At 37.8% G+C, this 21,418-nt stretch carries 23 protein-coding genes and 1 pseudogene; 15 read left to right on the forward strand and 9 right to left on the reverse strand.

Features of this window, described 5'->3' with window-relative positions:
- The first annotated feature begins 187 nt into the window (after window positions 1-187).
- The 4 genes and pseudogenes from NX903_RS02230 to NX903_RS02245 all read left to right on the forward strand — a co-directional run bounded on the left by NX903_RS02230 (window position 188) and on the right by NX903_RS02245 (window position 1,965).
- Window positions 188-562, forward strand: a complete 375-nt coding sequence (locus tag NX903_RS02230; RefSeq protein ID WP_029317380.1) for a hypothetical protein — start codon at window positions 188-190, stop codon at window positions 560-562.
- A 261-nt stretch (window positions 563-823) separates the two neighbouring features.
- Window positions 824-1,192, forward strand: a pseudogene (locus NX903_RS02235) (sortase).
- Between the two features lie 189 nt (window positions 1,193-1,381).
- Window positions 1,382-1,615, forward strand: coding sequence for a helix-turn-helix transcriptional regulator (locus NX903_RS02240; protein WP_003240464.1), 234 nt, complete (start codon window positions 1,382-1,384; stop codon window positions 1,613-1,615).
- A complete protein-coding gene (locus NX903_RS02245) occupies window positions 1,612-1,965 on the forward strand; it encodes a hypothetical protein (protein ID WP_029317379.1) in 354 nt (117 codons plus the stop codon). Before NX903_RS02240 ends, NX903_RS02245 begins: the two co-directional genes overlap by 4 nt.
- 348 nt (window positions 1,966-2,313) lie before the next feature.
- Here NX903_RS02245 and NX903_RS02250 read toward each other — a convergent pair whose 3' ends face one another.
- Complete coding sequence (locus tag NX903_RS02250) at window positions 2,314-3,342, reverse strand: fatty acid desaturase (protein WP_015482841.1); 1,029 nt, start codon at window positions 3,340-3,342, stop codon at window positions 2,314-2,316.
- A gap of 139 nt (window positions 3,343-3,481) precedes the next feature.
- On the opposite strand from NX903_RS02250, the gene NX903_RS20925 reads away from it, so the two are divergent.
- Both NX903_RS20925 and cspC read left to right on the forward strand, forming a co-directional pair.
- Complete coding sequence (locus tag NX903_RS20925; protein ID WP_349891409.1) at window positions 3,482-3,613, forward strand: molecular chaperone TorD family protein; 132 nt, start codon at window positions 3,482-3,484, stop codon at window positions 3,611-3,613.
- A 456-nt stretch (window positions 3,614-4,069) separates the two neighbouring features.
- Entirely contained in the window at window positions 4,070-4,270 is a 201-nt protein-coding gene (gene cspC, locus NX903_RS02255; protein ID WP_003234247.1) for a cold shock protein CspC, read from the forward strand.
- Between the two features lie 681 nt (window positions 4,271-4,951).
- Here cspC and NX903_RS02260 read toward each other — a convergent pair.
- The 3 genes from NX903_RS02260 to NX903_RS02270 all read right to left on the reverse strand — a co-directional run bounded on the left by NX903_RS02260 (window position 4,952) and on the right by NX903_RS02270 (window position 8,042).
- Window positions 4,952-5,413, reverse strand: coding sequence for a CarD family transcriptional regulator (locus NX903_RS02260; RefSeq protein ID WP_024572643.1), 462 nt, complete (start codon window positions 5,411-5,413; stop codon window positions 4,952-4,954).
- A 660-nt stretch (window positions 5,414-6,073) separates the two neighbouring features.
- The gene (locus NX903_RS02265) at window positions 6,074-6,937 is read right to left on the reverse strand and encodes a DMT family transporter (RefSeq protein WP_128740047.1); all 864 of its coding nucleotides are present in this window, start codon (window positions 6,935-6,937) and stop codon (window positions 6,074-6,076) included.
- 229 nt (window positions 6,938-7,166) lie between these two features.
- A complete protein-coding gene (locus NX903_RS02270) occupies window positions 7,167-8,042 on the reverse strand; it encodes an AraC family transcriptional regulator (RefSeq protein WP_086343488.1) in 876 nt (291 codons plus the stop codon).
- Between the two features lie 112 nt (window positions 8,043-8,154).
- On the opposite strand from NX903_RS02270, the gene NX903_RS02275 reads away from it, so the two are divergent.
- On the forward strand, window positions 8,155-9,114 hold the full coding sequence (locus tag NX903_RS02275) for a DMT family transporter (protein WP_086343489.1): 960 nt from the start codon (window positions 8,155-8,157) through the stop codon (window positions 9,112-9,114).
- A gap of 152 nt (window positions 9,115-9,266) precedes the next feature.
- Here NX903_RS02275 and NX903_RS02280 read toward each other — a convergent pair whose 3' ends face one another.
- Window positions 9,267-10,139, reverse strand: a complete 873-nt coding sequence (locus NX903_RS02280; RefSeq protein WP_086343490.1) for an AraC family transcriptional regulator — start codon at window positions 10,137-10,139, stop codon at window positions 9,267-9,269.
- A 225-nt stretch (window positions 10,140-10,364) separates the two neighbouring features.
- Between NX903_RS02280 and NX903_RS02285 the strand changes: the two genes are divergently transcribed.
- The 4 genes from NX903_RS02285 to NX903_RS02300 all read left to right on the forward strand — a co-directional run bounded on the left by NX903_RS02285 (window position 10,365) and on the right by NX903_RS02300 (window position 14,643).
- Complete coding sequence (locus NX903_RS02285; RefSeq protein ID WP_144486938.1) at window positions 10,365-11,753, forward strand: aminotransferase-like domain-containing protein; 1,389 nt, start codon at window positions 10,365-10,367, stop codon at window positions 11,751-11,753.
- Window positions 11,754-11,862: 109 nt separating this feature from the next.
- The gene (locus NX903_RS02290; RefSeq protein WP_086344571.1) at window positions 11,863-13,155 is read left to right on the forward strand and encodes an MFS transporter; all 1,293 of its coding nucleotides are present in this window, start codon (window positions 11,863-11,865) and stop codon (window positions 13,153-13,155) included.
- Window positions 13,156-13,401: 246 nt separating this feature from the next.
- Window positions 13,402-13,776 carry a hypothetical protein gene (locus NX903_RS02295; RefSeq protein WP_014478947.1) on the forward strand — a complete coding sequence of 125 codons (375 nt, stop codon included), beginning with the start codon at window positions 13,402-13,404 and terminating at the stop codon, window positions 13,774-13,776.
- Window positions 13,777-14,049: 273 nt separating this feature from the next.
- Window positions 14,050-14,643 carry a YdeI/OmpD-associated family protein gene (locus tag NX903_RS02300; RefSeq protein ID WP_086343493.1) on the forward strand — a complete coding sequence of 198 codons (594 nt, stop codon included), beginning with the start codon at window positions 14,050-14,052 and terminating at the stop codon, window positions 14,641-14,643.
- A gap of 345 nt (window positions 14,644-14,988) precedes the next feature.
- Here NX903_RS02300 and NX903_RS02305 read toward each other — a convergent pair whose 3' ends face one another.
- Window positions 14,989-15,648, reverse strand: coding sequence for a hypothetical protein (locus NX903_RS02305; protein WP_086344572.1), 660 nt, complete (start codon window positions 15,646-15,648; stop codon window positions 14,989-14,991).
- A 198-nt stretch (window positions 15,649-15,846) separates the two neighbouring features.
- Here NX903_RS02305 and NX903_RS02310 point away from each other — a divergent pair, with 198 nt between their 5' ends.
- Window positions 15,847-16,074 (forward strand): hypothetical protein, encoded by a 228-nt coding sequence (locus tag NX903_RS02310; RefSeq protein ID WP_252183875.1) that lies wholly within the window; start codon window positions 15,847-15,849, stop codon window positions 16,072-16,074.
- Window positions 16,075-16,451: 377 nt separating this feature from the next.
- Here the strand turns inward: NX903_RS02310 and NX903_RS02315 are convergent, their stop codons facing one another.
- Window positions 16,452-16,727 carry an HPr family phosphocarrier protein gene (locus tag NX903_RS02315; RefSeq protein WP_144486936.1) on the reverse strand — a complete coding sequence of 92 codons (276 nt, stop codon included), beginning with the start codon at window positions 16,725-16,727 and terminating at the stop codon, window positions 16,452-16,454.
- A 334-nt stretch (window positions 16,728-17,061) separates the two neighbouring features.
- On the opposite strand from NX903_RS02315, the gene NX903_RS02320 reads away from it, so the two are divergent.
- On the forward strand, window positions 17,062-17,607 hold the full coding sequence (locus tag NX903_RS02320; RefSeq protein ID WP_014478954.1) for a TetR/AcrR family transcriptional regulator: 546 nt from the start codon (window positions 17,062-17,064) through the stop codon (window positions 17,605-17,607).
- A 143-nt stretch (window positions 17,608-17,750) separates the two neighbouring features.
- Here NX903_RS02320 and NX903_RS02325 read toward each other — a convergent pair whose 3' ends face one another.
- The gene (locus NX903_RS02325; RefSeq protein ID WP_003234225.1) at window positions 17,751-18,614 is read right to left on the reverse strand and encodes a DMT family transporter; all 864 of its coding nucleotides are present in this window, start codon (window positions 18,612-18,614) and stop codon (window positions 17,751-17,753) included.
- Window positions 18,615-18,768: 154 nt separating this feature from the next.
- Between NX903_RS02325 and pdxR the strand changes: the two genes are divergently transcribed.
- Complete coding sequence (gene pdxR / locus NX903_RS02330) at window positions 18,769-20,160, forward strand: MocR-like pyridoxine biosynthesis transcription factor PdxR (protein ID WP_086343494.1); 1,392 nt, start codon at window positions 18,769-18,771, stop codon at window positions 20,158-20,160.
- 195 nt (window positions 20,161-20,355) lie between these two features.
- A complete protein-coding gene (locus tag NX903_RS02335) occupies window positions 20,356-20,781 on the forward strand; it encodes a MaoC family dehydratase (protein WP_024572354.1) in 426 nt (141 codons plus the stop codon).
- Between the two features lie 52 nt (window positions 20,782-20,833).
- Here NX903_RS02335 and NX903_RS02340 read toward each other — a convergent pair whose 3' ends face one another.
- Complete coding sequence (locus tag NX903_RS02340; RefSeq protein WP_086343495.1) at window positions 20,834-21,406, reverse strand: alpha/beta hydrolase; 573 nt, start codon at window positions 21,404-21,406, stop codon at window positions 20,834-20,836.
- Between the last annotated feature and the right edge of the window lie 12 nt (window positions 21,407-21,418).

The following is a 21,418-nucleotide window of genomic DNA, read 5'->3' on the forward strand; positions in this document are numbered from 1 at the left end:
TGCATTAGTTAAACTGAAAAGCAGCTAATTATTCGGCATAGTCTGTGGATGTTATGTTTTGATAAGTAGTAATAAATATTACTTTAGCTGTAATTTGACTGCATATACTTTGATTGAGAACATAAAATGGTTATAGAAAAAGACGGATAACCCGGTTTTAAAGTAATTATAAAAAGGAGTTATAACGATGGTAAAAAGATTTTTTCTGGTTTTACTCACACTAATTATGTCTATAGTTGTTATGCTAGTGGCTGCTAAAAATTCTCCTGGAGATAATGTCATTTCATTTGAACAGCCTCGAATATTAATGATATCAATTGGGATAGTGGTATTTTTATTCATTCCCCCGTTAGTCATGTCCTTTTTTGGTAACTGGGTTGTAAGAATCGTATCTGGTGTATACCAATGTTTTATCGTTCTAACCTTTCTGGGGCTCATTCCAATAGGATTTCTTATTCCCGATGGCTTTTTGACCATTGTTGTTTCTATTGCAGGAACTTTAATCAGCATAGTTAGCGTTGTAGTAACCTTTATTGATAGGAATAAAGAAGTTAAATCTTAGCTGAAATAATAAAATAAGGTTAGAAGGCTTTATCCTTAATTTCAAGGAAAGGAGCTTTCTTTTTTTATAGGTTTATATGTTGCGAATGACTAACGCCCTTGATGACTTATGGTTGCTTTTAGTGTAGATACTCGGAAAGAGAGTTACAGGGCGTATCTTAACAGTTCCTAAATCTACAGCTCCCAAATTGTTCATTTACAATAAAATAAATCCTCTCAACGGGCTGCAATTTCTTGTCCATAATTTCTCGGTGTCCTTGAGATTCCAAAAATAGACGCAGAGCTTCGGACTGTAGAAGGAACGGATGCGGATGATTTGGAAAAAGGAGTCGGCCACTACAAAGGCAGTTATTATCCAGATGAAAACGGACAAATTGTTCTATCGGGTCATCGGGATACTTACCGTATTCCGCCGGACAGGGGAACTAAAAAAAGGTGATCAATTAAAGGTTCTGCTGCCATATGGGAGCTTTTCATATGAAATAGACAAAACAAAAATTGTAGACAAAAAGATACGTCTATTATTACCCTGCAGCATAACAAAGAGGAGCTCATTCTGACAACTTGTTACCCGTTTTCATATATCGGTAATGCACCAAAGCGGTATATTATTTATGGAAAACAGATTTGAGAAATTCAGAATATCAAAGATTAGGCTGACGAATTTTCGTCAGCCTTTTTCGTCAGGTTCTTTCTGCATTCTGGTCCATAATTAAATCAAAATAATCTTAGTAAACATAAAAGTATTTTATGTTTTTGTATAAGTTTACTTTACTTTTATATAAGGTCGATTTATAATTTGGTTCAAGAGGTGATGGTCATGAAGAAAGATTTTGGTGATTCGATCTCAAATAAGGTTTATGAATATCGTGTACTTGCCAGATTGTCTCAGCAAGAATTAGCAAAGAAAGTCGGGGTTTCCAAACAAACCATCTTTGTAATGGAGAAAGGAAATTATGTTCCGACTCTGCTGTTAGCTTTTCGAATTGCCGAATTTTTTAATGTGGATGTAAACGAGATTTTTACTTATGAGAAAGGAAATGATCAAAAATGAAAATGAATTCGATCACAGATACGATCACTAACGCAATTTTTTCTCCTTTAAAGTCCTGGGCTGAACATTCTCCGGGAAATTGGAATATTCTTATTGGCAGTGGGTTTGTATTGCTTGTAGTCGGATTGATTCTGACATTCGTATTTACTAAAAAAATGGGTAAGACTGACGAAAGAACAAACCAAATCGCTTTAAAAGGTAGCCTCTGTACGTTATGTGCACTAATTTTTTGCGACTTGCTTTTCCCAAAAGAATATATGTGGCAAGTTTTCTTCTTATTTAAGTATTCTATTGCATTCTTCGCTTCAGCAATCTATCTAGCCGTTCGATATAAAAAAGATTTTTTGTAAATTCAATTACCGAGAAAGATAGTGTCTCTGCTCACCAATTATTAACCACAATTCATATAAACCGTTAGAAATGAAGTAAAATGAAGTTAGAAAATGTAATGAAAACAAGCTTTCATAATCAATGATATGGATTTACAATGTTGAGGGCCCAGTGGGGTGAATAAGCCGTAAAGGTTCAAGTTCTCTCGGCCGCACCCCAATAATACCAAGGGTTTAACCATCTTTGGTGTTATTTTTTGCGGAAAATACGGCTGTACCGCATTGTGGAGTCCACTAAAAAAGTGCTGACCTCTGCACAACATCGTTGCGCGAGTCTGCACTTTTATTCTGCGATTATGGGGAGTTTATTTAATCCGTTGTTAGCCGCGCCGATACTTGGCTTTTAGAAGCTTTTTTTAAGTGGCTAAAACCAACAAATTTTTTGCCTTCTTCATCCCATAGGCGGAACTTTAACGACTTAAGGCTAGTTGCCAGTGTAATGGTCGGAACGTTTTGCAATGGTTCAGTGTTGTTATGCACTTTTTCAAGCTTATAGTTTGGGACTCTCGGGCTTAAATGATGAACATGATGAAAACCGATATTGCCTGTTAGCCACTGCATGACTTTTGGAAGCTTATAAAAAGAGCTTCCTTCAACTGCTGCTTTTACATATTCCCAATGCTCATCTTCTTCAAAATAAGAATCCTCAAACGTATGCTGAATATAAAACATCCAAATTCCGAGAGAGCCCGATATCATAAAAATCGGCACCTGAACCAGCAGGAAGTTTTGCCAGCCAATAGCCCAACATAAAAGTGCTGCCAAAGCGACGATCCCCAGGTTCGTTACATACGTATTCATCCGTTCTTTGCGTTTTGCCCCTTTTCGATTAAAACGATTGGCAATCCCGAAGACGTAAATCGGCCCAATAATAAACATAACAAACGGATTTCTGTACAAACGGTACATTATTTTTGTCTTAGTTGAGGCTTCTTTATATTCCTCTACCGTCAGTACCCAAATATCGCCTGTACCGCGTTTGTCCAGATTGCTGCTTGTCGCATGATGGACAGAATGGTCGTGTGCCCAATGATCAAACGGATGCAGAGTCAGAATTCCTGTTAATGTTCCAAGGATTCGATTCGCCTTTCTGTTCTTAAAAAAGGAATAGTGGCAGCAATCATGAAAGATGATGAAGGTTCTCACTAAAAAACCTGCCGCAACAACAGAAATCGCTAACGTAAGGAAATAAGAAATCGACAAGCTCTTATATGCCAAACACCATAATAGGAAAAATGGTACCAATGTGTTAATGATTTGACAAATGCTTTTGTGTAAATCGGACTTTTCATAAGGTGTAACCAGTTTTCTCAAAGTCCTTAGGTTTTGTTCTTTCATATTCAAAAGTTTCCCCTTCCCTGGTGATCTTCTAAGTGTAGAAAACGTTTTATAGCCTTTGGAGGCCCAACGTTATACACCCCATATATGATAAGTATTCTTCCCATTCATCTGTAAAATTATTGTAAATAATAAACTGATTTCCAGTTTATTATTAGCAGAGTCAGCCGGGATACAAAAGGCGTATGAAGATTATACCCAGCACTTTATCGGGTCAAACTCTCTCAATGCTCCGCCATGGGGATCGATTTATTTAGATCGTGAACATTGATTGTTTGAGGAAAAAACGGAATGAAGTATGGGGATATCCATGAGTGACTGTTTGGAAACATCTGCAGAAACAAAGTTTTATAAGTGAACAGCCCTGCTTTTAAAAGATTATCTTGCTCTTGATAACAAGAAACAGCTGAGCTTTTTGACAACCATTAATGAAGTATTATTAAGCAAAGAAAAAGGTTTGAAGCCACTCGTGATTCACTTTTCACGGTGTTTTCAAACCAAAGTTTTTAATAGGTCTCTTATTCTGCGCTGGTATACACATGTTTAACAAATAATGCCATGAATAAATCAGAAATATAATTTGCAGTTATTTCCGATTCCTGATATAATAAAGAAGAATTATTTTTGTTCGGTGTAAAGGATAGTATGAAGATTGACTTTTCGTCTTGATGATACTTTGGGCAAGGATAGTATATACTGTGTGGTTACACACTAGGAGGCAACAAAAATGGAACAAGGTACAGTTAAATGGTTTAATGCAGAAAAAGGTTTTGGCTTTATCGAACGCGAAAATGGAGACGATGTATTCGTACACTTTTCTGCAATCCAAAGTGACGGATTCAAATCTTTAGACGAAGGTCAAAAAGTATCGTTTGACGTTGAGCAAGGTGCTCGTGGAGCTCAAGCTGCTAACGTTCAAAAAGCTTAATCTTCAATCGTTTATACAAACAGGCTCTTTATATAGGGCCTGTTTTTTTATGTCTATATCATACTCAATAAAAAACCCTACTCAACGTTCGAGTAGGGAGATGCTACAAGGTATAGAAAAAGATTTAAAACTTCAAAGGTTTGTTTACAGTATAACATACTGGATTGACAATATGCGGAATGTATATAAATTATTTAATGTTTTGTTCAAATATAACTCTTTCTTTTTTCACGTTCGTTACTTTAAGTAAGATTAGATGAATTATAAAAATGGTTTCATCTGGATGTAATCAACTCGCATATCTCTTTTATGAGAAGAAGATAAATAATTATTATTCAATGTGGCAGTGGATATAAGAAATTCTTAAAAATAATGAGGAGATCGATTGTTTTTTTCTCCTGGAAATAATCACTTAGAGATACCTAAAACAATGAAAGCCCTACCTCTCTTCCATCCTTACGGCTCCTTGTCCGTGCCAGTGTGAATCAGATACTAAAAACAAGTGACTATTTTATTGAGTTTTTTGGTAAAACTTCAATCTTCGCAGAAGAAATGTAAATAATAAAAATGGATTAGAATGTAGGAATAACAAAAGAGGTCGTTAATGTTCTAAACATAAGTTGGAGAAGATTTGCTTTTCATCATAATATTCCGAAATATTTTTTGGGATCAATACACTATCTAACCGAAACTTTTTATTTGCTTTTCAGTGATTCCTTTAATTACTTCCAGTTCACTAATCAAAAATTCATATGCATTATCCAGCATTTTTTTTTCGCTTGCATTAAGTGCTTTTTCTTTCTTCATACGCATTAAATCACGTACAACTTCAGCGCCTTCTTGTATTTCACCCGTTTTTATTTTGTCCGTGTTTATTTTATACCTTTGCTTCCATGGCAGTAACCTATCTGATTCTCCATGCTGAAAAATGTGCATAATGTGTTTTAATGCAAGTATATCGGTAACTGGTCGTATATTCGAACTCAATATTTTACGCGTTGGAATCATAACGGTCATATTACTGATTGACATTCTTATGACATAATACTGTTGTTTTTCCTCTAAGAATTCTTTTTCTTCTATGGCTTCAATTATACCTGCTCCGTGCATTGGATAAACAATGTTATCGCCAATTTGAAACATATCATCCACCTCCATATATGGTAACCTTCTTAAGATTACCATATATGGAGGTGGGATATCAAACTTTTAATAATAACATGATCGAATTTTTTATGTCAATAACTTTTTTTAAAAAAACAGATCAAGCAAAAACAATAGGGAACGTGTCGGATTTCCAATCAAGGAAAAGGTCAATTGATCCGTGTATATCCTAAAACTTCGACTAATTAACATAGATCAGTTTTTCATTGAAAATGGGTTATTCAATTTCCTTTAGGAATTCATGACTTGGCTCAATGACATTACAGAAATGATTTGAGTAGATAAGAAAGAACGATATTCGTGAAATTTCAGCTAAAAATATTTAAAGCACATGATTAAGTTCTAATTTCTTTACCGATTTGATATGGATAACGGCCCACTTACTTAATGATGCATTTTCACTTATCTTGCGAACAGAAAAAGGTTTGTTGATAATGAACATTTTGCCACCAAATTGGCATTATTATCAGGGAAATTGACAACCTTCAAATGGTATTGAGGTGAGAAGAAAAATAAAGAAAGGAGGGATTATAAATGAAGACCAGAACATAAAGAAGTAAAGGGGAAAGAACAAAGTTAATTGAAAAGCAAACTATATAAAATAGTTTGCTTTTTTTTGTTATGAATTCACTCTTTTTCTTACTCTTTAATGACTAATAAAACACCGCTAAGAATTAAAAACGAACCTATCCAAAATGTCCCGCCTATTTGTTCTCCCAGCAGAATCCATCCGAGTAAGGTTCCAACCAGAGGCTGAAAAAAGAAAAAGAGGCCTCCACTTGAAGCATTTAATAATTGTAAGCCGCGGTTCCACAATAAAAAAGCACAAGCGGTTGAAACAATTCCCAAATACAAAAGACCACCTAGAATTTTAGGGTCATGCAGTTGTGGCGTGAAAATCGTGCTAGGTTTTACAAAAGGAGTTAGTGCCACAATGGCCACAAAAGTTGAATACGTGGTAACAAGTATAGGCGAATAGCTGTTTGGCACGCGTTTGATAAGCACTGACATCAGTGCCCATGTAAGTGCTGCAACAAGCAGAGAAATACCGCCAAGCTGATTAGAGGTATCAATATGTCCGTTTCCAACTATAAATAATACGCCTGTGGTTGCTAAAATTATTGAAGTTCCTTTTTTTATATTCAATGGTTCTTTAAGTAATAGACGAGCAAAAATAACCATGAACGCTGGTGTGGAGGACGTAATAATTGCTCCCATTTGTGCTGAAGACAACATCGTTCCATATTCTTGTGTAACAATTGAAATGGTGTTGCCAACAATTCCAATGGCCACAATTAATAAAAGATCGCGCTTATGAATTTTCCAAGATTGTTTCCTTATTAAACCAACAATAAGAAGCGCAAGGATAGCGATGACGTACCTGATCCAAACCAATTCAAAAGGCGGAATTACTGCGACAACAACCTTAACCACAACATACATGCCACCCCAGATACTAGCGGCTAAAGCTAAATATATAGAACCTAACAGGGTATTTTTCATTTTTTGTTCCCTCCGTATTTAAAATTAGGTCAATAAATGCCCTAACGGAGAGAAGTAGTCACTTTACTCCATTAAGGGCAGAGAAGTGCTACTGGAACATCATTTTCAAATAGTGGAGCTAAAAACATGTTATGATCACCTCGATTTTTAAGAATGACTATCATTATACAATGTTGGTTTTAAAGCCGTAAACACCTTAAGGGGACTCCATTTAATAATAGAATAAACTTTATAAATTCATTTTTTTGTATGATAATGGCGTCATATTCATCGCTTGTTGAAATTTACTTATGAAATAACTGGTACTGTTAAATCCAACTTGATAAGACACTTCTGTCACATTGGATTCAGGGTGTTGCAGTAATAATAAGCTTTTTTGAATTCTATAATCCATTACATAACGTAATGGCGTCTTATTCAGCATTCGTTTAAAATAACGGCAACACTCAGAACGGCTCAGTTGGCCAGCTTTTGCAATGTCCTCTAATGTGATTTTTTCAGCATAATGGAGATGGATCCAGTTTAACATTTGTTTCATTCGATGACTTTTTATCATTTCAGATTGATCGTACTCTAATTGAAAACCATTAACGACCAGGTTTTTCCACATTAACGTTAATTGCATCGTAATGTCAATCTCATAGAGCGATGTCTTTTGTTGAATCAATTGATTTATTTTTTTAACAGCATCTAGAATATTTTTTGCCCACTGTTGATTTCCATCCAAAAATAAATAGGACAAATTGGTTGAAAACATATAAGGCTGAACATAGCTTGAATACAGTTCTTGAGATAAAACGAAATGGGGTGACACATTTAAGCAAATATACGTACAATCCGAGCCATCCTTTTCTTCTGCCATGTGCAGGCAGCCACTATTGATAAATAATCCATCCCCTTCGTGAACCTCTATTTTTTCTTCATTTATTTGAAAGAGAGCTATCCCTTTTAGTATCAAAACAAATTGGATTTCATCATGCCAATGAAGCGGAATATAGCCATTTATATTTTGATTGATCGTTGTCTTGTAACAGGCAACTGGTAATTCTACTGTTCGGTGCTCTGTTAATTCTTTTAAATTTTGATCGATCACAAAATTCTTCATTCTGACTTCTCACCTCAATATATTTATATTTTTTCATTCGATTTAAGTATTTTTTATCATGTTTTGCATTTATTATAACACTATTATTATATTTATTAGTGAGGAGTCATGTATGAATACTTCCAATAGAAGAATGGGATTGTTCTATGTTATAACAGGGGCGACATGTTGGGGAATTGGAGGCACAGTAGCCAAAAAACTTTTTCAAGAATATCAAATTGATGTCAATTGGCTTGTAACGACACGCTTGCTTACGGCTGGAATGTTACTTTTAATGCTGCAACTGTTCAGAAAGGATCGGTCTCAGGTTATTGAGGTTTGGAAAAACAAAGCGTCGGCTGGCCAGCTTCTTATTTTTGGCCTATTGGGAATGCTAGCTGTGCAGTACACATATATGGCATCCATTCAACATGGGAATGCTGCCGTTGCTACTTTATTGCAATATTTATCCCCAGTAATCGTCATTATCTACACGCTTTTCCGAAAACAAACGGTCCTTACCAAACAAGATATCATTACTGTTGTACTTGCTTTAGTGGGTTGCTTTTTTTTGTTAACAAATGGTTCAATATCTCAACTTTCAGTGCCGGCAGCTGCAGTAGTATGGGGAGTTTTATCAGGATTCGCGGCAGCTTTTTATACTTTATATGCCGTTGGTTTATTACATAAATTTGATTCTCTTGTCGTTGTAGGTTGGGCTATGATTATTGGCGGTTTTGCATTGGGTTTTATCCATCCGCCATGGCAACTGGATTTTCAACGATTAACTGCTGAGGCGTATGCATATATTTTATTTGTGATATTATTTGGAACAATGATTGCGTTCTGGTTCTTCATAAAAAGCTTGGAAAGCCTTTCTCCCAAAGAAACAAGCCTATTAGGCAGCTTAGAACCTCTATCCGCTGTTGTAACAACTGTCGTTTGGTTAAAAGCGCCATTTGGTTCTTTTCAATGGATTGGTGCTATTTGTATTATAGGGATAACTTTAATATTGGCTTTACATAAAGAGCCTTCTATGCAGAGTGAAAAATCTTTATTAAAGATTAGGAATCATGCAAATCGGGATATATAGGGGCTTTTTTTGCTTACATGACCGGTCCGGCAATGAAAAACACTGGTGGAGTTTGAGCCCTCTCGGCAGTATCAAAAATACCAAGGGTTTTGACGCCCTTGGTATTTTTTCTTCAAGAACCTTCAATTCTTCTTCTCTGATCGAAAAACGTATTACTTTTTTGTAATTGGTATCCAAATTTCACTTTTAAAAGATGGTGATGTTACATCCTTATGCTCGTTCCACAATATTTCTGGACCTTCTATTTGTTCGTAATTTGACGATGGAAACCATTCGGAATAAATACGTCCCCATACTTCTTGCAGTGTATCCGGAAATGGTCCGATTGATTCGAATACAGCCCACGTTGAGGCAGGAACTTCAAGCCGTGAGAAGTTATCTGGACACTGTTTCGTTGTGGCTGCGCCAATATAGTGATCGAGCTCTCCTTTTTCCTCTGTCCGACCTTCAGAAAAATTGGTGGATGCACTAATGAGTCCTGATGGTGCTACATTAGAAAGCTCTTTTAGTTTATTTATTGCTTTTTCATCTAAACTTTCCCACATAGATGCAATCTCCGGATTAATCCCTTTAAAAATAATAGGAACTCTTTTTTTAATGCCAGCGATGCGAAATGCCTCTTTTTCTTCAATACGGTAGTTCATTTCATTTCCTCCTTTAATTGTTAGCTGGAAGGTCATTCGTGGATAAGCTTTAAGGGGATGGCCATTAAGTCTGGCTTTTGATGGGTTTATGCCATGTAAATTTTGGAATGCCCGTGCAAAAGAATCAGGTGAGTTATAACCGTACTTTATTGCAATATCAATCACTTTTACATTGCTGTCTTTCAGTTCAAAAGCTGCAAGAGTAAGACGTCTGCGACGAATATATTCCGATAATGAAATACCTGCAAGGAAGGAAAACATCCTTTTAAAATGATATTCAGAGCAGAAAGCAAGCTTTGCTGCCTCTTGAAAATCAATATCGTTAGTGAGGTTTTCTTCAATATACTTTAACGCCCTATTCATACTTTTAAGCAAATCCATTTATTTGACCTCCTTTAACCAAAGAATAACAGGAGTGAAATGTATTTATCCGACATTCTGTGCACAGTTTTGCAGGATGACTTATATGAAATAAAGTAAGTGATTCACTTGTATTTGTACAGGTTTTATTGAAGCATGCTGTTCATAAAAAGGCATCAATAAAGAAAGTTATAATTGTCTTATAAGCAGCACATTCATATAATTGAGTGAAAAAGGATGCGTATCATGCCTATCAATTCTTTTGAAAACTATCCGATGAGCTGGAAGCCATCGATTGATAAAGCTGAAAAGCCTATTTATAAAGCACTTGCAGGGCAATTGGAACAGGATATTTTAAACGGAGTTTTATTACCTGGAACAAAACTTCCTCCACAGAGAGAATTGGCCGATTATTTAGATTTAAATGTGAGTACGATTTCAAAAGCATTTAAAGTGTGTGAGTTAAAGGGGTTGTTAAGTGCGACTGTAGGGAGCGGCACATTTGTATCGTATGATGCGTTATCGAATTCGTATTTACTTGAGGATACAAAGCCGAAACATTTAATTGAAATGGGAGCAATACTTCCAGATCACACTTCCTATGAGCCCTTGTTACACCAACTAAAAAACATGGTTCAGGAGGAGGATTATGAAAAATGGTTTAGCTATGGCCGGGCAGGTGAAAGCCTTTGGCAAAAAGATGCAGCTGTAAAGCTCATCCAAAGAGGCGGGTTTGAAACAACTGTTGAACACATTTTATTTGCAAATGGGGGACAAAATGCGATTGCTGCGACTTTGGCGAGTCTTTGTAAGCCTGGAGACCGCATCGGTGTTGACCATCATACGTACCCTGGATTAAAAACTGTTGCATCATTGCTTAGTGTGCAAATCGTACCGATAAAATCAGAAAACGATGAAATGAGTCCGGAGTCACTTGAATATGCGTGTAAAAACGAAAATATTAAAGGTGTGTATTTGATCCCGGATTATCATAATCCGACGACTTCCTTTATGTCTGTTGAGAATCGAAGAATGGTTGCAGACATTGCAAAGAAATATAATCTATTTGTTATTGAAGATGCATCGTACCATCTTCTCAACAAAAATCCGCTTCCGGCACTCGCCTCATTCGCACCGCAACAGGTTATCCATATTGCAAGTTTATCAAAATCGTTAGCGCCAGGTCTGCGTTTGGCTTATGTAGCAGTGCCGAGACAATATAAGGAGCCAATATCAAAGGCGCTTTATAATTTAAATATAACCGTTTCCCCGCTATTAGCTGAACTTACTGCTCGCACAATTGTATCAAATCAATTTGAAGTCTTAATTGAGAGTCATCGTGAACAAACCATTCGCAGAAATCAACTCGTAAACCGATATGTTGCGGGATATACATGTTTAGGTGTTGAAACAGGCATTTTTCGTTGGTTGTTGTTACCGGGTAAAATGTCTGGTGCCGAATTTGAAGAATTGGCTGCTCGACATGGCGTGCAAGTGTATGCGGCTGAACGCTTTGTAGTGGGAAATAGTTGTCCTGAAAGGGCTGTAAGGGTTTCTGTCTGTGCACCAAAAACACTTGAAGAGCTTGAACAAGGATTAATGATCCTGAGACGTTTGCTAGACGATCTTACCTAATATTGTTTGCCATACAATTAAGACATTGTATGGCTTTTTTGTGCGTGTTATGATGATCCACATCTAGAGGGAGGTTTATACAAAATTGGCTTTTAGAAAGGAAGGTCAGATGATGTTAGACAAGGACAGCGTAAAAGCAATAGATGTTCAAACTGCTTCATTACAAAGCTACATCAGTTCACCAGAAAAACAAAAATCGTTATACAAGCGTACACTATTCGTTGTGAGTATCTCACAAATTTTTGGCGGTGCGGGGCTGGCGGCAGGAGTGACTGTCGGTGCGCTTATTGCACAGCATATGCTTGGCACTGATGCGTTTGCTGGTCTGCCTTCTGCTTTATTTACTTTAGGGTCAGCAGGATCTGCATTAATTGTTGGAAGACTTTCTCAACGTTATGGCCGTCGAACAGGTCTTTCAGCTGGCTTTATGATTGGCGGACTTGGAGCAATAGGCGTTATTATGGCAGCAATCATAAATAGTATTTTCTTGTTATTTATTTCGTTGCTTATTTACGGTGCAGGTACAGCCACTAATTTACAGGCCCGTTATGCTGGTACAGACTTAGCAAATCATAAGCAGCGGGCGACTGCTGTTAGTATTACGATGGTTTTTACTACATTTGGCGCAGTGGCAGGTCCAAGCTTAGTGAATGTGATGGGGGATTTCGCTCTTTCTATTGGTGTTCCATCACTTGCTGGCCCTTTCATTTTAGCCGCAGCAGCATATATGTTAGCAGGTGTGGTCCTTTTCATTATGCTTCGTCCAGATCCATTAGTTATAGCAAGAACAATAGAAGCGGCAAATGAAGAGCCTGGTGATAAAGGACATTTGGCGGCAGCTGAGCATACAGAAAACAAAAAAGGGATAATCGTTGGGGCAACGGTTATGGTTCTTACCCAAATAGTAATGGTAGCTATTATGACAATGACACCGGTTCATATGAGACATCATGGGCATGACTTGGGGGCAGTAGGGCTTGTTATTGGTTTTCATATAGGTGCTATGTATCTCCCTTCACTGGTTACAGGTGTTCTTGTAGATAGGTTGGGACGTACCGCAATGGCTATTTCCTCTGGAACAACGTTGCTTTTGGCAGGTGTAATAGCAGCATTTGCTCCGGGAGATTCTATGGTTCTTCTCGTCATTGCTCTTTCTTTACTGGGATTAGGGTGGAATTTTGGTTTGATAAGCGGGACTGCCCTTATTGTAGATTCAACTGATACTGCCACACGAGCTAAAACGCAGGGGACAGTGGATGTTCTGATTGCGTTGTCAGGAGCTGCTGGCGGGGCACTATCTGGAATGATTGTGGCAGGTTCAAGTTACCTCGCATTATCACTTATTGGAGGGATTTTGTCCTTATTACTCATTCCGGTGGTGGTATGGTCTAGGGACCGCTAAAGGATAGGATTGTTTAATTTACATTAATTTGTTATATTGTTAGATAAAGTCTATTGCGTCGTCTAATAATCTAACTAACTATAGTTGCTCCATTAAATCTAAATCAGCAATTTTGGTATAAAGATTTGTGACCAGGATTCCTTATAGCTGTGTCACTCACTGCATATTCTTTAATAGAATCACATAAAATGGTTATCGGATTTGAAAAAGGCAGGATTACTCGCTTTAGGTAAAGGAGTCATCACGTTGTTAAAAAGGTTTTCTCTTGTTTTTGTTACACTAATGATGTCTATACTTGTTGTTTTAGCGGCCGCTAAAGAGTCGCCTGGAGATCATGTCATCTCATTTGATGAACCTCTTATCTTGATGATCTCAATTGGGATCGTTGTATTTTTATTTATCCCTCCATTAGTCATGTCCTTTTTTGGCAATTTGGTTGTAAGAATAATATCTGGTGTATACCAATGTTTTATCGTTTTCACTTTTCTGGGGCTCATTCCAATTGGATTTCTTATTCCCAATGGCTTTTTGACAATTCTAGTTTCTATTGCAGGAACTTTAGTCAGTATAGCTAGTGTTGCCGTAACCTTATGCATTGGCAAGAATAAAAAAGATATATAATAATTGAATTGTTATTTTTTCAGATTGTCAGTGGAATAATAAAACAAGATGAGAAGGCTTTGTGGGCCTTCTTTTTTTATGTTGTGGACATGGATATAGCCCATGATATTTTTTGTTGTTGCATCATCCTCACTTTAAGCTTAATCTATTGAATAATAAGAGAAGGAACCTATAGAAGAATAAAATAAATACCGAGATGTCAAAAATAAAACTGGACTTCATTATTATCAATTCACGTAAATGTAAAAAGCTTGGAAAGAGGGGAATTCCTTCATGACAAATAGCAGAACGAATCCGAAGGTTGATGAATTTTTAAGTAAAGCGAAAAAGTGGAAGGAAGAATTTGAGAAGTTGAGAACCATCATTCTTGACTGTGAGCTGACTGAAGATTTTAAGTGGATGCATCCTTGTTACACATACAATAATAAAAATGTCGTTTTAATACATGGGTTTAAAGAATATTGTGCGCTTCTGTTTCACAAAGGTGCCCTATTACAGGATGCCCATGGAATTCTCATTCAACAAACGGAGAATGTACAGGCGGCGCGCCAGATTCGGTTTACAAATGTTCAGGAAATAAATGAGCTAGAAAACATTTTGAAAGCCTATATTCACGAAGCCATTGAAGTTGAAAAAGCCGGTTTGAAAGTGGAAGTTAACAAAAATATTGAATTGAACATTCCTGAAGAACTTCAAAAAAAATTCGATGAAATCCCTGCATTGAAAACTGCTTTTGAAGCATTGACCCCGGGACGGCAAAGAGCATACACTCTTTATTTTTCTCAAGCCAAACAATCCAAAACCCGAGAATCGAGAGTCGAAAAATATGTGCAAAAAATTCTCGATGGAAAGGGATTAAAGGATTAGCCCGCCAAGGTTCAGGCTAAAGGAATAGCATCATAGCGTAATAAGATACTTTCTATAGAAGAAAAAACAAGCATAGTAAGATGCTTGTTTTTTCTTAGGACAACATTCACTTACTGCTGAAATGCTTCTTTTGATTAACATTGTATGCCACTAGACAGCGTTATAAAATATTAATGCAACACCTAGAAATAGCTCAATGGTACGGCTCATCACATTTAGAATGCCTAGGAGAACTAATAGAACCGGAAGATTTTTAGCAAGTTACTGCACTCCAAACTTTGTTTTTTGTATTAATATACCTTATTAACCATTGTTTTTAGTCAGGTGCAGACAAACGAATACTAATTAATGAATCATCATGATATCAATGAGCCGCTTGATTTTTTCATTGTCACCTGTATCAACATACACTGTTTTTCTGTTTTTTATGATATTCTCAGTCACTTCCCTCATGACGCCTTTTTCTAAATCATCAGCGGAATCCCAGCGTAAAGGCACATTATATACATGAATCGTGCCATCCCCATTGCCATGATAAGTGACTGATCCATCCACTAAACGAGAACCTGCTAACTGGGTCACATCTTCTGGATAGCTGGCACTTGTATCATCATTAGGATTAATTGGCTCGCCAGCCGAAATATGTCGAACATTTAATTCATCTATCTCTTGATTAGGTCCAAGTTGAAGCCAAACTCTGGCATATTCGATTTTTTCCGAAGAGTATGCTGCCAATACATTGTCTTCTTTGCTTTTCTCTTCTGCTGAAGAGGTATTATTTGCAGCTTTTGTTGCGGATTCTTCTGATTCTGTTATTGGCTCCGCTTCATCCTTGTGTATTTTGGTGCTCTCTTCAGGCTCAGTGTGTTTTTCGTCAGATTGTACAGCAGAAGCTTGATTTGAAGGTTGATGTGCTTCTTCATCCTTACTGCCCGTACATCCAGCAAGCAAAATCATGAGCAGCAGGGCAGTAATACAAAAATATATCTTTCTGTGTTTCTTCATTCTTTCATTCATTCCTCCCTCTCCATTAACTCAGGTCAGCTTCATATATAAGTTTATGTATCTAAATATTACCATGGAATAGATAGGATGATATTGAAAACTGTTTAAGAAGAGGAAACGATCTTGAATAACATCGCGAAAACTTAAGAATTCTTAAGAAGTTTTGCCCCTTTTTCTGTGTTTTCAAGCGGGAACATGATGAAGGATTTAGAACGTAAATATCCAGAGTTGAAAAAATTATTGGAGACTTACAATTATAAGTTTTTGGCGCTGGGGATGATTTGTCCAATAGCTCCAACAGATGTCGTTTGTTTTTTATCGGCAGCTGTAGGAATCAAGTATACCACTTACATTTTAACGGTTATCGTTACGAATATCCCTTTATTGATATTTTCGAGTTTCATTGTGATCAATTTTAGTGAGTGATTAATGGGAACTGTATTGGTTGTCGCATCATTTGTTTTGGTTTCTATTGTATCCATTAAAATGTGGAACACCCTTAAGCATAAACGGAGCACATAGAAATGCCACGGGACTAACCATTTATAGCTTATAAGCACCTGTAGAGATTTAAGTTCTTTCGGTATCCAATAATACCAAGGGTATAACTGCCCTTGGTATTATGTTCTGCTGCACATATATAAACCCTCCATTTTCGTTTGTAGATCCTTTTTAATTTTTGTATTTTAGGTTGAATGATCACCAGAAGAAAAATGAACGCATGATCTGAAAAGCTGTTTTGCCGCAAAATAAATTAACGATAACAATCCCGCTACTACGATATATTGTGTGTCTGATTTTGATTACTGTATATAAGCGTTTTTTAGTAAATGCTCTTTCATTTTTTGAATTGCCTTCGCTTCGTCGGCTCCATGAGCGTATATATGTATTTCGGTTCCTGGTTTAATTCCTAAATCCATAATGTCCATGATGGCTTTTGGCGCTTGTTTGAGGTTAACAGTTTTCCCTTGGTATTCAAGAAAAATATCTGATGTAAACCGATGAGCTATACTGACTAACAGGGTAGCTGGTCGCGCAAACCCTGTTTCCTTAATGATCGTAAATTGTCTTTTAATCATTCTTCACCTCATTACATTCTGCCTCTTGACGGATTTATAGTTGGGCTGCAGATCAAATTTGAATTTAGAGTACCTTTAGGATAAGTGATCTAATTTCATCATTTTCTCTGCATTTTGAAATAACACCCTTTCTTTGTGTTTACAAAATAATTCTCAACTAACTAAAATGGACAATGACTTCATTCGAGAAAAAAGCATGATTCACTAATCAACATTTGTTTATTATTGTAAATAAAAACTTGGTGTGTACAATGGTTACATTCAGGCGATTTGTTGATTATTCAACATTCCACTCTAAATTGTTGATTATCTTAAGAAAGTTTGGTGAAAAGCTATGTCCAAAGTGGATAGAAGAATAACCAAAAGCCAAGAGGCTATTAAAATAGCTCTGATTGAGCTGATGACTGAAAAAAGTTTTGATCATATTACGATTAAGGAAATTTCTGAAAGGGCAAATGTAAACCGGGGAACAATCTATCTTCATTACTTAGATAAATTTGATCTATTAGAAAAAATTATGGAAGAGCATATAAACAATATGGGGGATTTTTGTGAGTCGGCAGCTGAAATGGACTGGATTGAATCGACTGTACACTGCATGGAATACCTTGAGAGTAATTATTTATTCTTTTCGACGATGTTAGCCAGTGAAGGCGCTCGATATTTTCGCAGTCAGTTCCTTAAGTTTAATATCGAAGAGTTCAGGAAAGATGTAGATGTAACGAAAGGCAAGAATTACGGCCAAAGTGAAGATGTCATTGTTGAATTTATAGCAAATGCTTACGTAGGGGTAGTGGAATGGTGGTTAAAAAACGAAATGCCTTATCCGCCTCGTGTCATGGCAGAAAAAGTGGGGGAGTTATTAGAGCGGATTTTATAATGGAGGTAGGAAATGGGTGTTGACTTATTTGTCTAGGCGGGAGATTCAAGTCTCCTCGATCGCATACAAAATACCAAGGGTTGCTGGCCCTTGGTATTTTTATACTTTCATGCATTTTTGAAGTTTATGCTTAATGGTCTGCCTTACTTTGCAAATCGCCGAGCTGCGGCAACGCACATGATAACGGCGATATTCACTGCTACGAGTGCCCAGCCTACTTTCTCGTGCAGTATCACTGAGGCAAGCAGCAGTCCAAAAAAAGGCTGGAGAAGCTGGAGCTGCCCAACCGCTGCAATTCCCCCTTGGGCAAGACCTCGATACCAGAACACGAAGCCAATCAGCATGCTGAATAAGGATACATATGCAAGACTGAGCAGCGCGGGAACGCCGATCGCCGACCATGAGTCCGGCGTAAAAAAGAACGACAATGGCAGCATAAGAGGAAGCGACAGAACGAGTGCCCATGAGATCACCTGCCAATTCCCCAGACGCCGTGAAAGTTTGGCCCCTTCTGCATAACCAAGACCGCATACGACAATAGAAGCCAGCATGTACGCGTCGCCAAGCGGGGATGAACCTCCCCCCTGAATGAGGGCGAAACCTGCTACTAACAAGCTGCCGGCAGCTGAGAAAATCCAGAAGACGGGGCGAGGGCGTTCACCCCCGCGCAGTACGCCGAAGACTGCCGTTGCGAGTGGAAGAAGTCCAATGAAGACAATGGCGTGTGCGGATGTGACATGCTGAAGCGCTAAAGCTGTCAGCAACGGGAAACCAATCACTACGCCAAACGCTACCACTAATAATGAAATGAGGTCTCTTTTGGCAGGATGCTGCTGCCGGAAGATGAGAAGGAGACCTCCCGCCAGTACACCAGCTATCGCAGCACGGCAAACGGTGAGAAATAACGGATCGAAGTCTGACACAGCCAAACGGGTCGCAGGCAGCGAGCCGCTGAAAATGAGTACGCCTATAAAACCATTTATCCAGCCATTTGTTGTTTTGTTCATTATAATCACTCCACATATCTTTCTTGTTCATTGTCTGTATTTTCTTAACAAAACCAGCAGCTAAGGATTACAATGACTATAAACTGGAATTGGCCTTTTTTAAACGGCCAGTTTTCATAAAAAAATGCATACCAGTTAGGAGAACAACGTGCAAATGGATATCACGCCTTTTTTGAATAGAACTCTGGATATTCCGCTTTATCAGCAGCTTTATCAGTATTTTAAAGAAAATATGCATCGGGGCCGTATTCAAAAAGGAATGAAGCTTCCTTCAAAAAGACTCCTGGCGAATCAGCTTTCCATCAGCCAAACGACTGTAGAACGTGCCTATGAACAGCTCGTTGCTGAAGGTTATATTGTGAGCAAGCCAAGAAGCGGGTGGTTCGCTGATTATCATGATTCTGATTTTGCTTATGATAGAATGCCAAGCACAACACCCATTCAACAAGAAGCAGAAGAAAATAAACAATGGATTGATTTTCATTATGGAAATGTAGATTCTTCTTACTTCCCTTTTTCCGCATGGCGAAAAAGCATGGTCAATAGCTTAGACCAATATGGACACGAGCTTTATCGGCCGGGACATGTTTTAGGAGAGTTTGAGGTGAGAACACTCATTGCAGAGTACCTGTATCAATCTCGGGGGGTTCATTGCGGCCCTGAACAAGTGATTATAGGTGCCGGGAACCCTATTCTGCTGCAAATCTTGTGCCAAGTTTTTGAGCCGAATATTTCTATAGGGTATGAGGATCCTGGTTATCCAAGAGCACGCAAGATTTTTGAAGCCAACCGCATGAATATTGTTCCTATACCAGTCGATGATGAAGGAATCTGTATACAGAAGGTCAAAGAACAGCAGCCAAACCTTGTATATGTCACACCTTCCCATCAATTTACGCTGGGAACCATAATGACAATAAACAGAAGAATTCAGCTGCTCAAATGGGCGGCCGAAAATCAATCCTTTATCATAGAGGATGATTATGACGGAGAATTTAGGTACACAGGACAGCCGGTTCCTTCTCTTCAAGGGCTTGATCAGCATAACCGTGTCATTTATATGGGCACTTTTTCTAAGTCTCTTTTGCCCTCGCTGCGTATCAGCTATATGATTCTTCCTTCACCTCTTTTAAAAAAGGGGCATGAAATCACGTCCTTATATAAGCAAACAGTGTCCTGCCACAGTCAGCTAACCCTAGCTGAATTTATAAAAAATGGAGAGTGGCAAAAACACATCAACAGAATGAGAAAACTTTACCGCAAAAAAAGAGCCATTGTATTAGAGGCAGTGCAAAGGGAATTAGGAGAGCATGTCAGAATCCGCGGAGAAAACTCTGGGCTTCGTATCTTACTTGACGTTTATTTGCCATTTGGTGAAAAAGAGTTAATTGAGAAGGCGAAAAAACATGGAGTAAAAATTTATCCTGTTTCTCTTTCTTATCAAAATCATCCTCCTACAAAAACGGTCTCGCTCGGGTTTGCAGGGGTTTCTGAATCCGACATAAGAGAAGGCATAAAAAAACTGAAGGCTGCCTGGAAGATATGAGGGAGCTTTCAGTTTAGCAAAACGGCCAAGTGACGGAACTAAGTGTTGAGAGCTGTTCAATATTTTTTAAGTATATGATGAGTGCCAGCAGTCCAGCCCACGATATGTCTGTTTAGCGAAAAACAGAATTTTTTATTTGCTCATCACAGTGCTAAAATAAACAAAATAGACAATTGAAAAAATAGAGGTGTAAGAATGAAGTTAGATGAGTTTACAATTGGCCAGGTCTTCAAAACGAAATCATTAAAAGTATCAAAAGATGATATTATGCGGTTTGCGGGTGAATTTGACCCTCAGTATATGCATGTAGATGAAGAAAAAGCGAGTAAAGGCAGATTTAATGGAATTATCGCTTCCGGCATACAAACACTGGCCATATCTTTTAAACTTTGGATTGAAGAAGGTCTCTATGGAGACGATATTATAGCCGGAACAGAGATGAATCATATGACATTCATAAAACCCGTATATCCGGATGATGAATTGTTTACAATTGTTGAGGTTCTTGATAAGCAGCCAAAGAGAAATGAATTGGGAATACTCACAGTCTTGTTATCTACTTATAATCAAAAAGAAGTAAAAGTGTTTGAAGGTGAGTTATCCGTATTGATGAAACGATAACTCAGAAAGCCCGCTTTTCGCGGGCTCGATTGAAGCAGATGGGTGAAAGATGTTAGCGGGTTTCTTTTGAAAAATAAGAGGTTAAAATATCATAAACAATAGGCAAAGAAGTAAACCCCTCATTTTCTAGAAAATGACCCCCGTGCTGGACTTCGTATAACGCAGCGTCAATTTGTTGTGCCAGCTCCTTGCTCCATGAAAATGGAACAATTTGGTCGTTCTTAGAAGCAATGACAGCACGGTGCTTCGCGGACTCGATGATTTTTTGATGATCAAACGATCCCTGTGTAAATTCATCTAACATCTGTAAAGTGGGCAACGATTTGGCAAAGCCGGAAACAAGTATGATTCCGCCAAGCTGTTTTCGTAATTGAATATGTTCCAAAAATCTCAAAATGGCAGGGCACCCTAAGCTGTGCGCAACCAAATACGTATTTTCGTGTAAAGTGTGCTGATATAAAGAGAGTGTATCCAGCCAATCCTCAAGTCTTGGCTGGAGCGGATTAGGCATGTTTAAAATGTCTGCTTGGACCCCATCTGCGAGCAGACGTTTTTTCAGCCAAGGGAACCAATGATTTGTTGAGGAGGCTCTGTAGCCATGAATGATATAGACTTGTTTTGTCATTATTTCCTCCTA

It is taken from the genome of Bacillus sp. FSL R5-0576 (assembly GCF_038004765.1).
Taxonomy (GTDB): Bacteria; Bacillota; Bacilli; order Bacillales; family Bacillaceae; genus Bacillus; species Bacillus subtilis.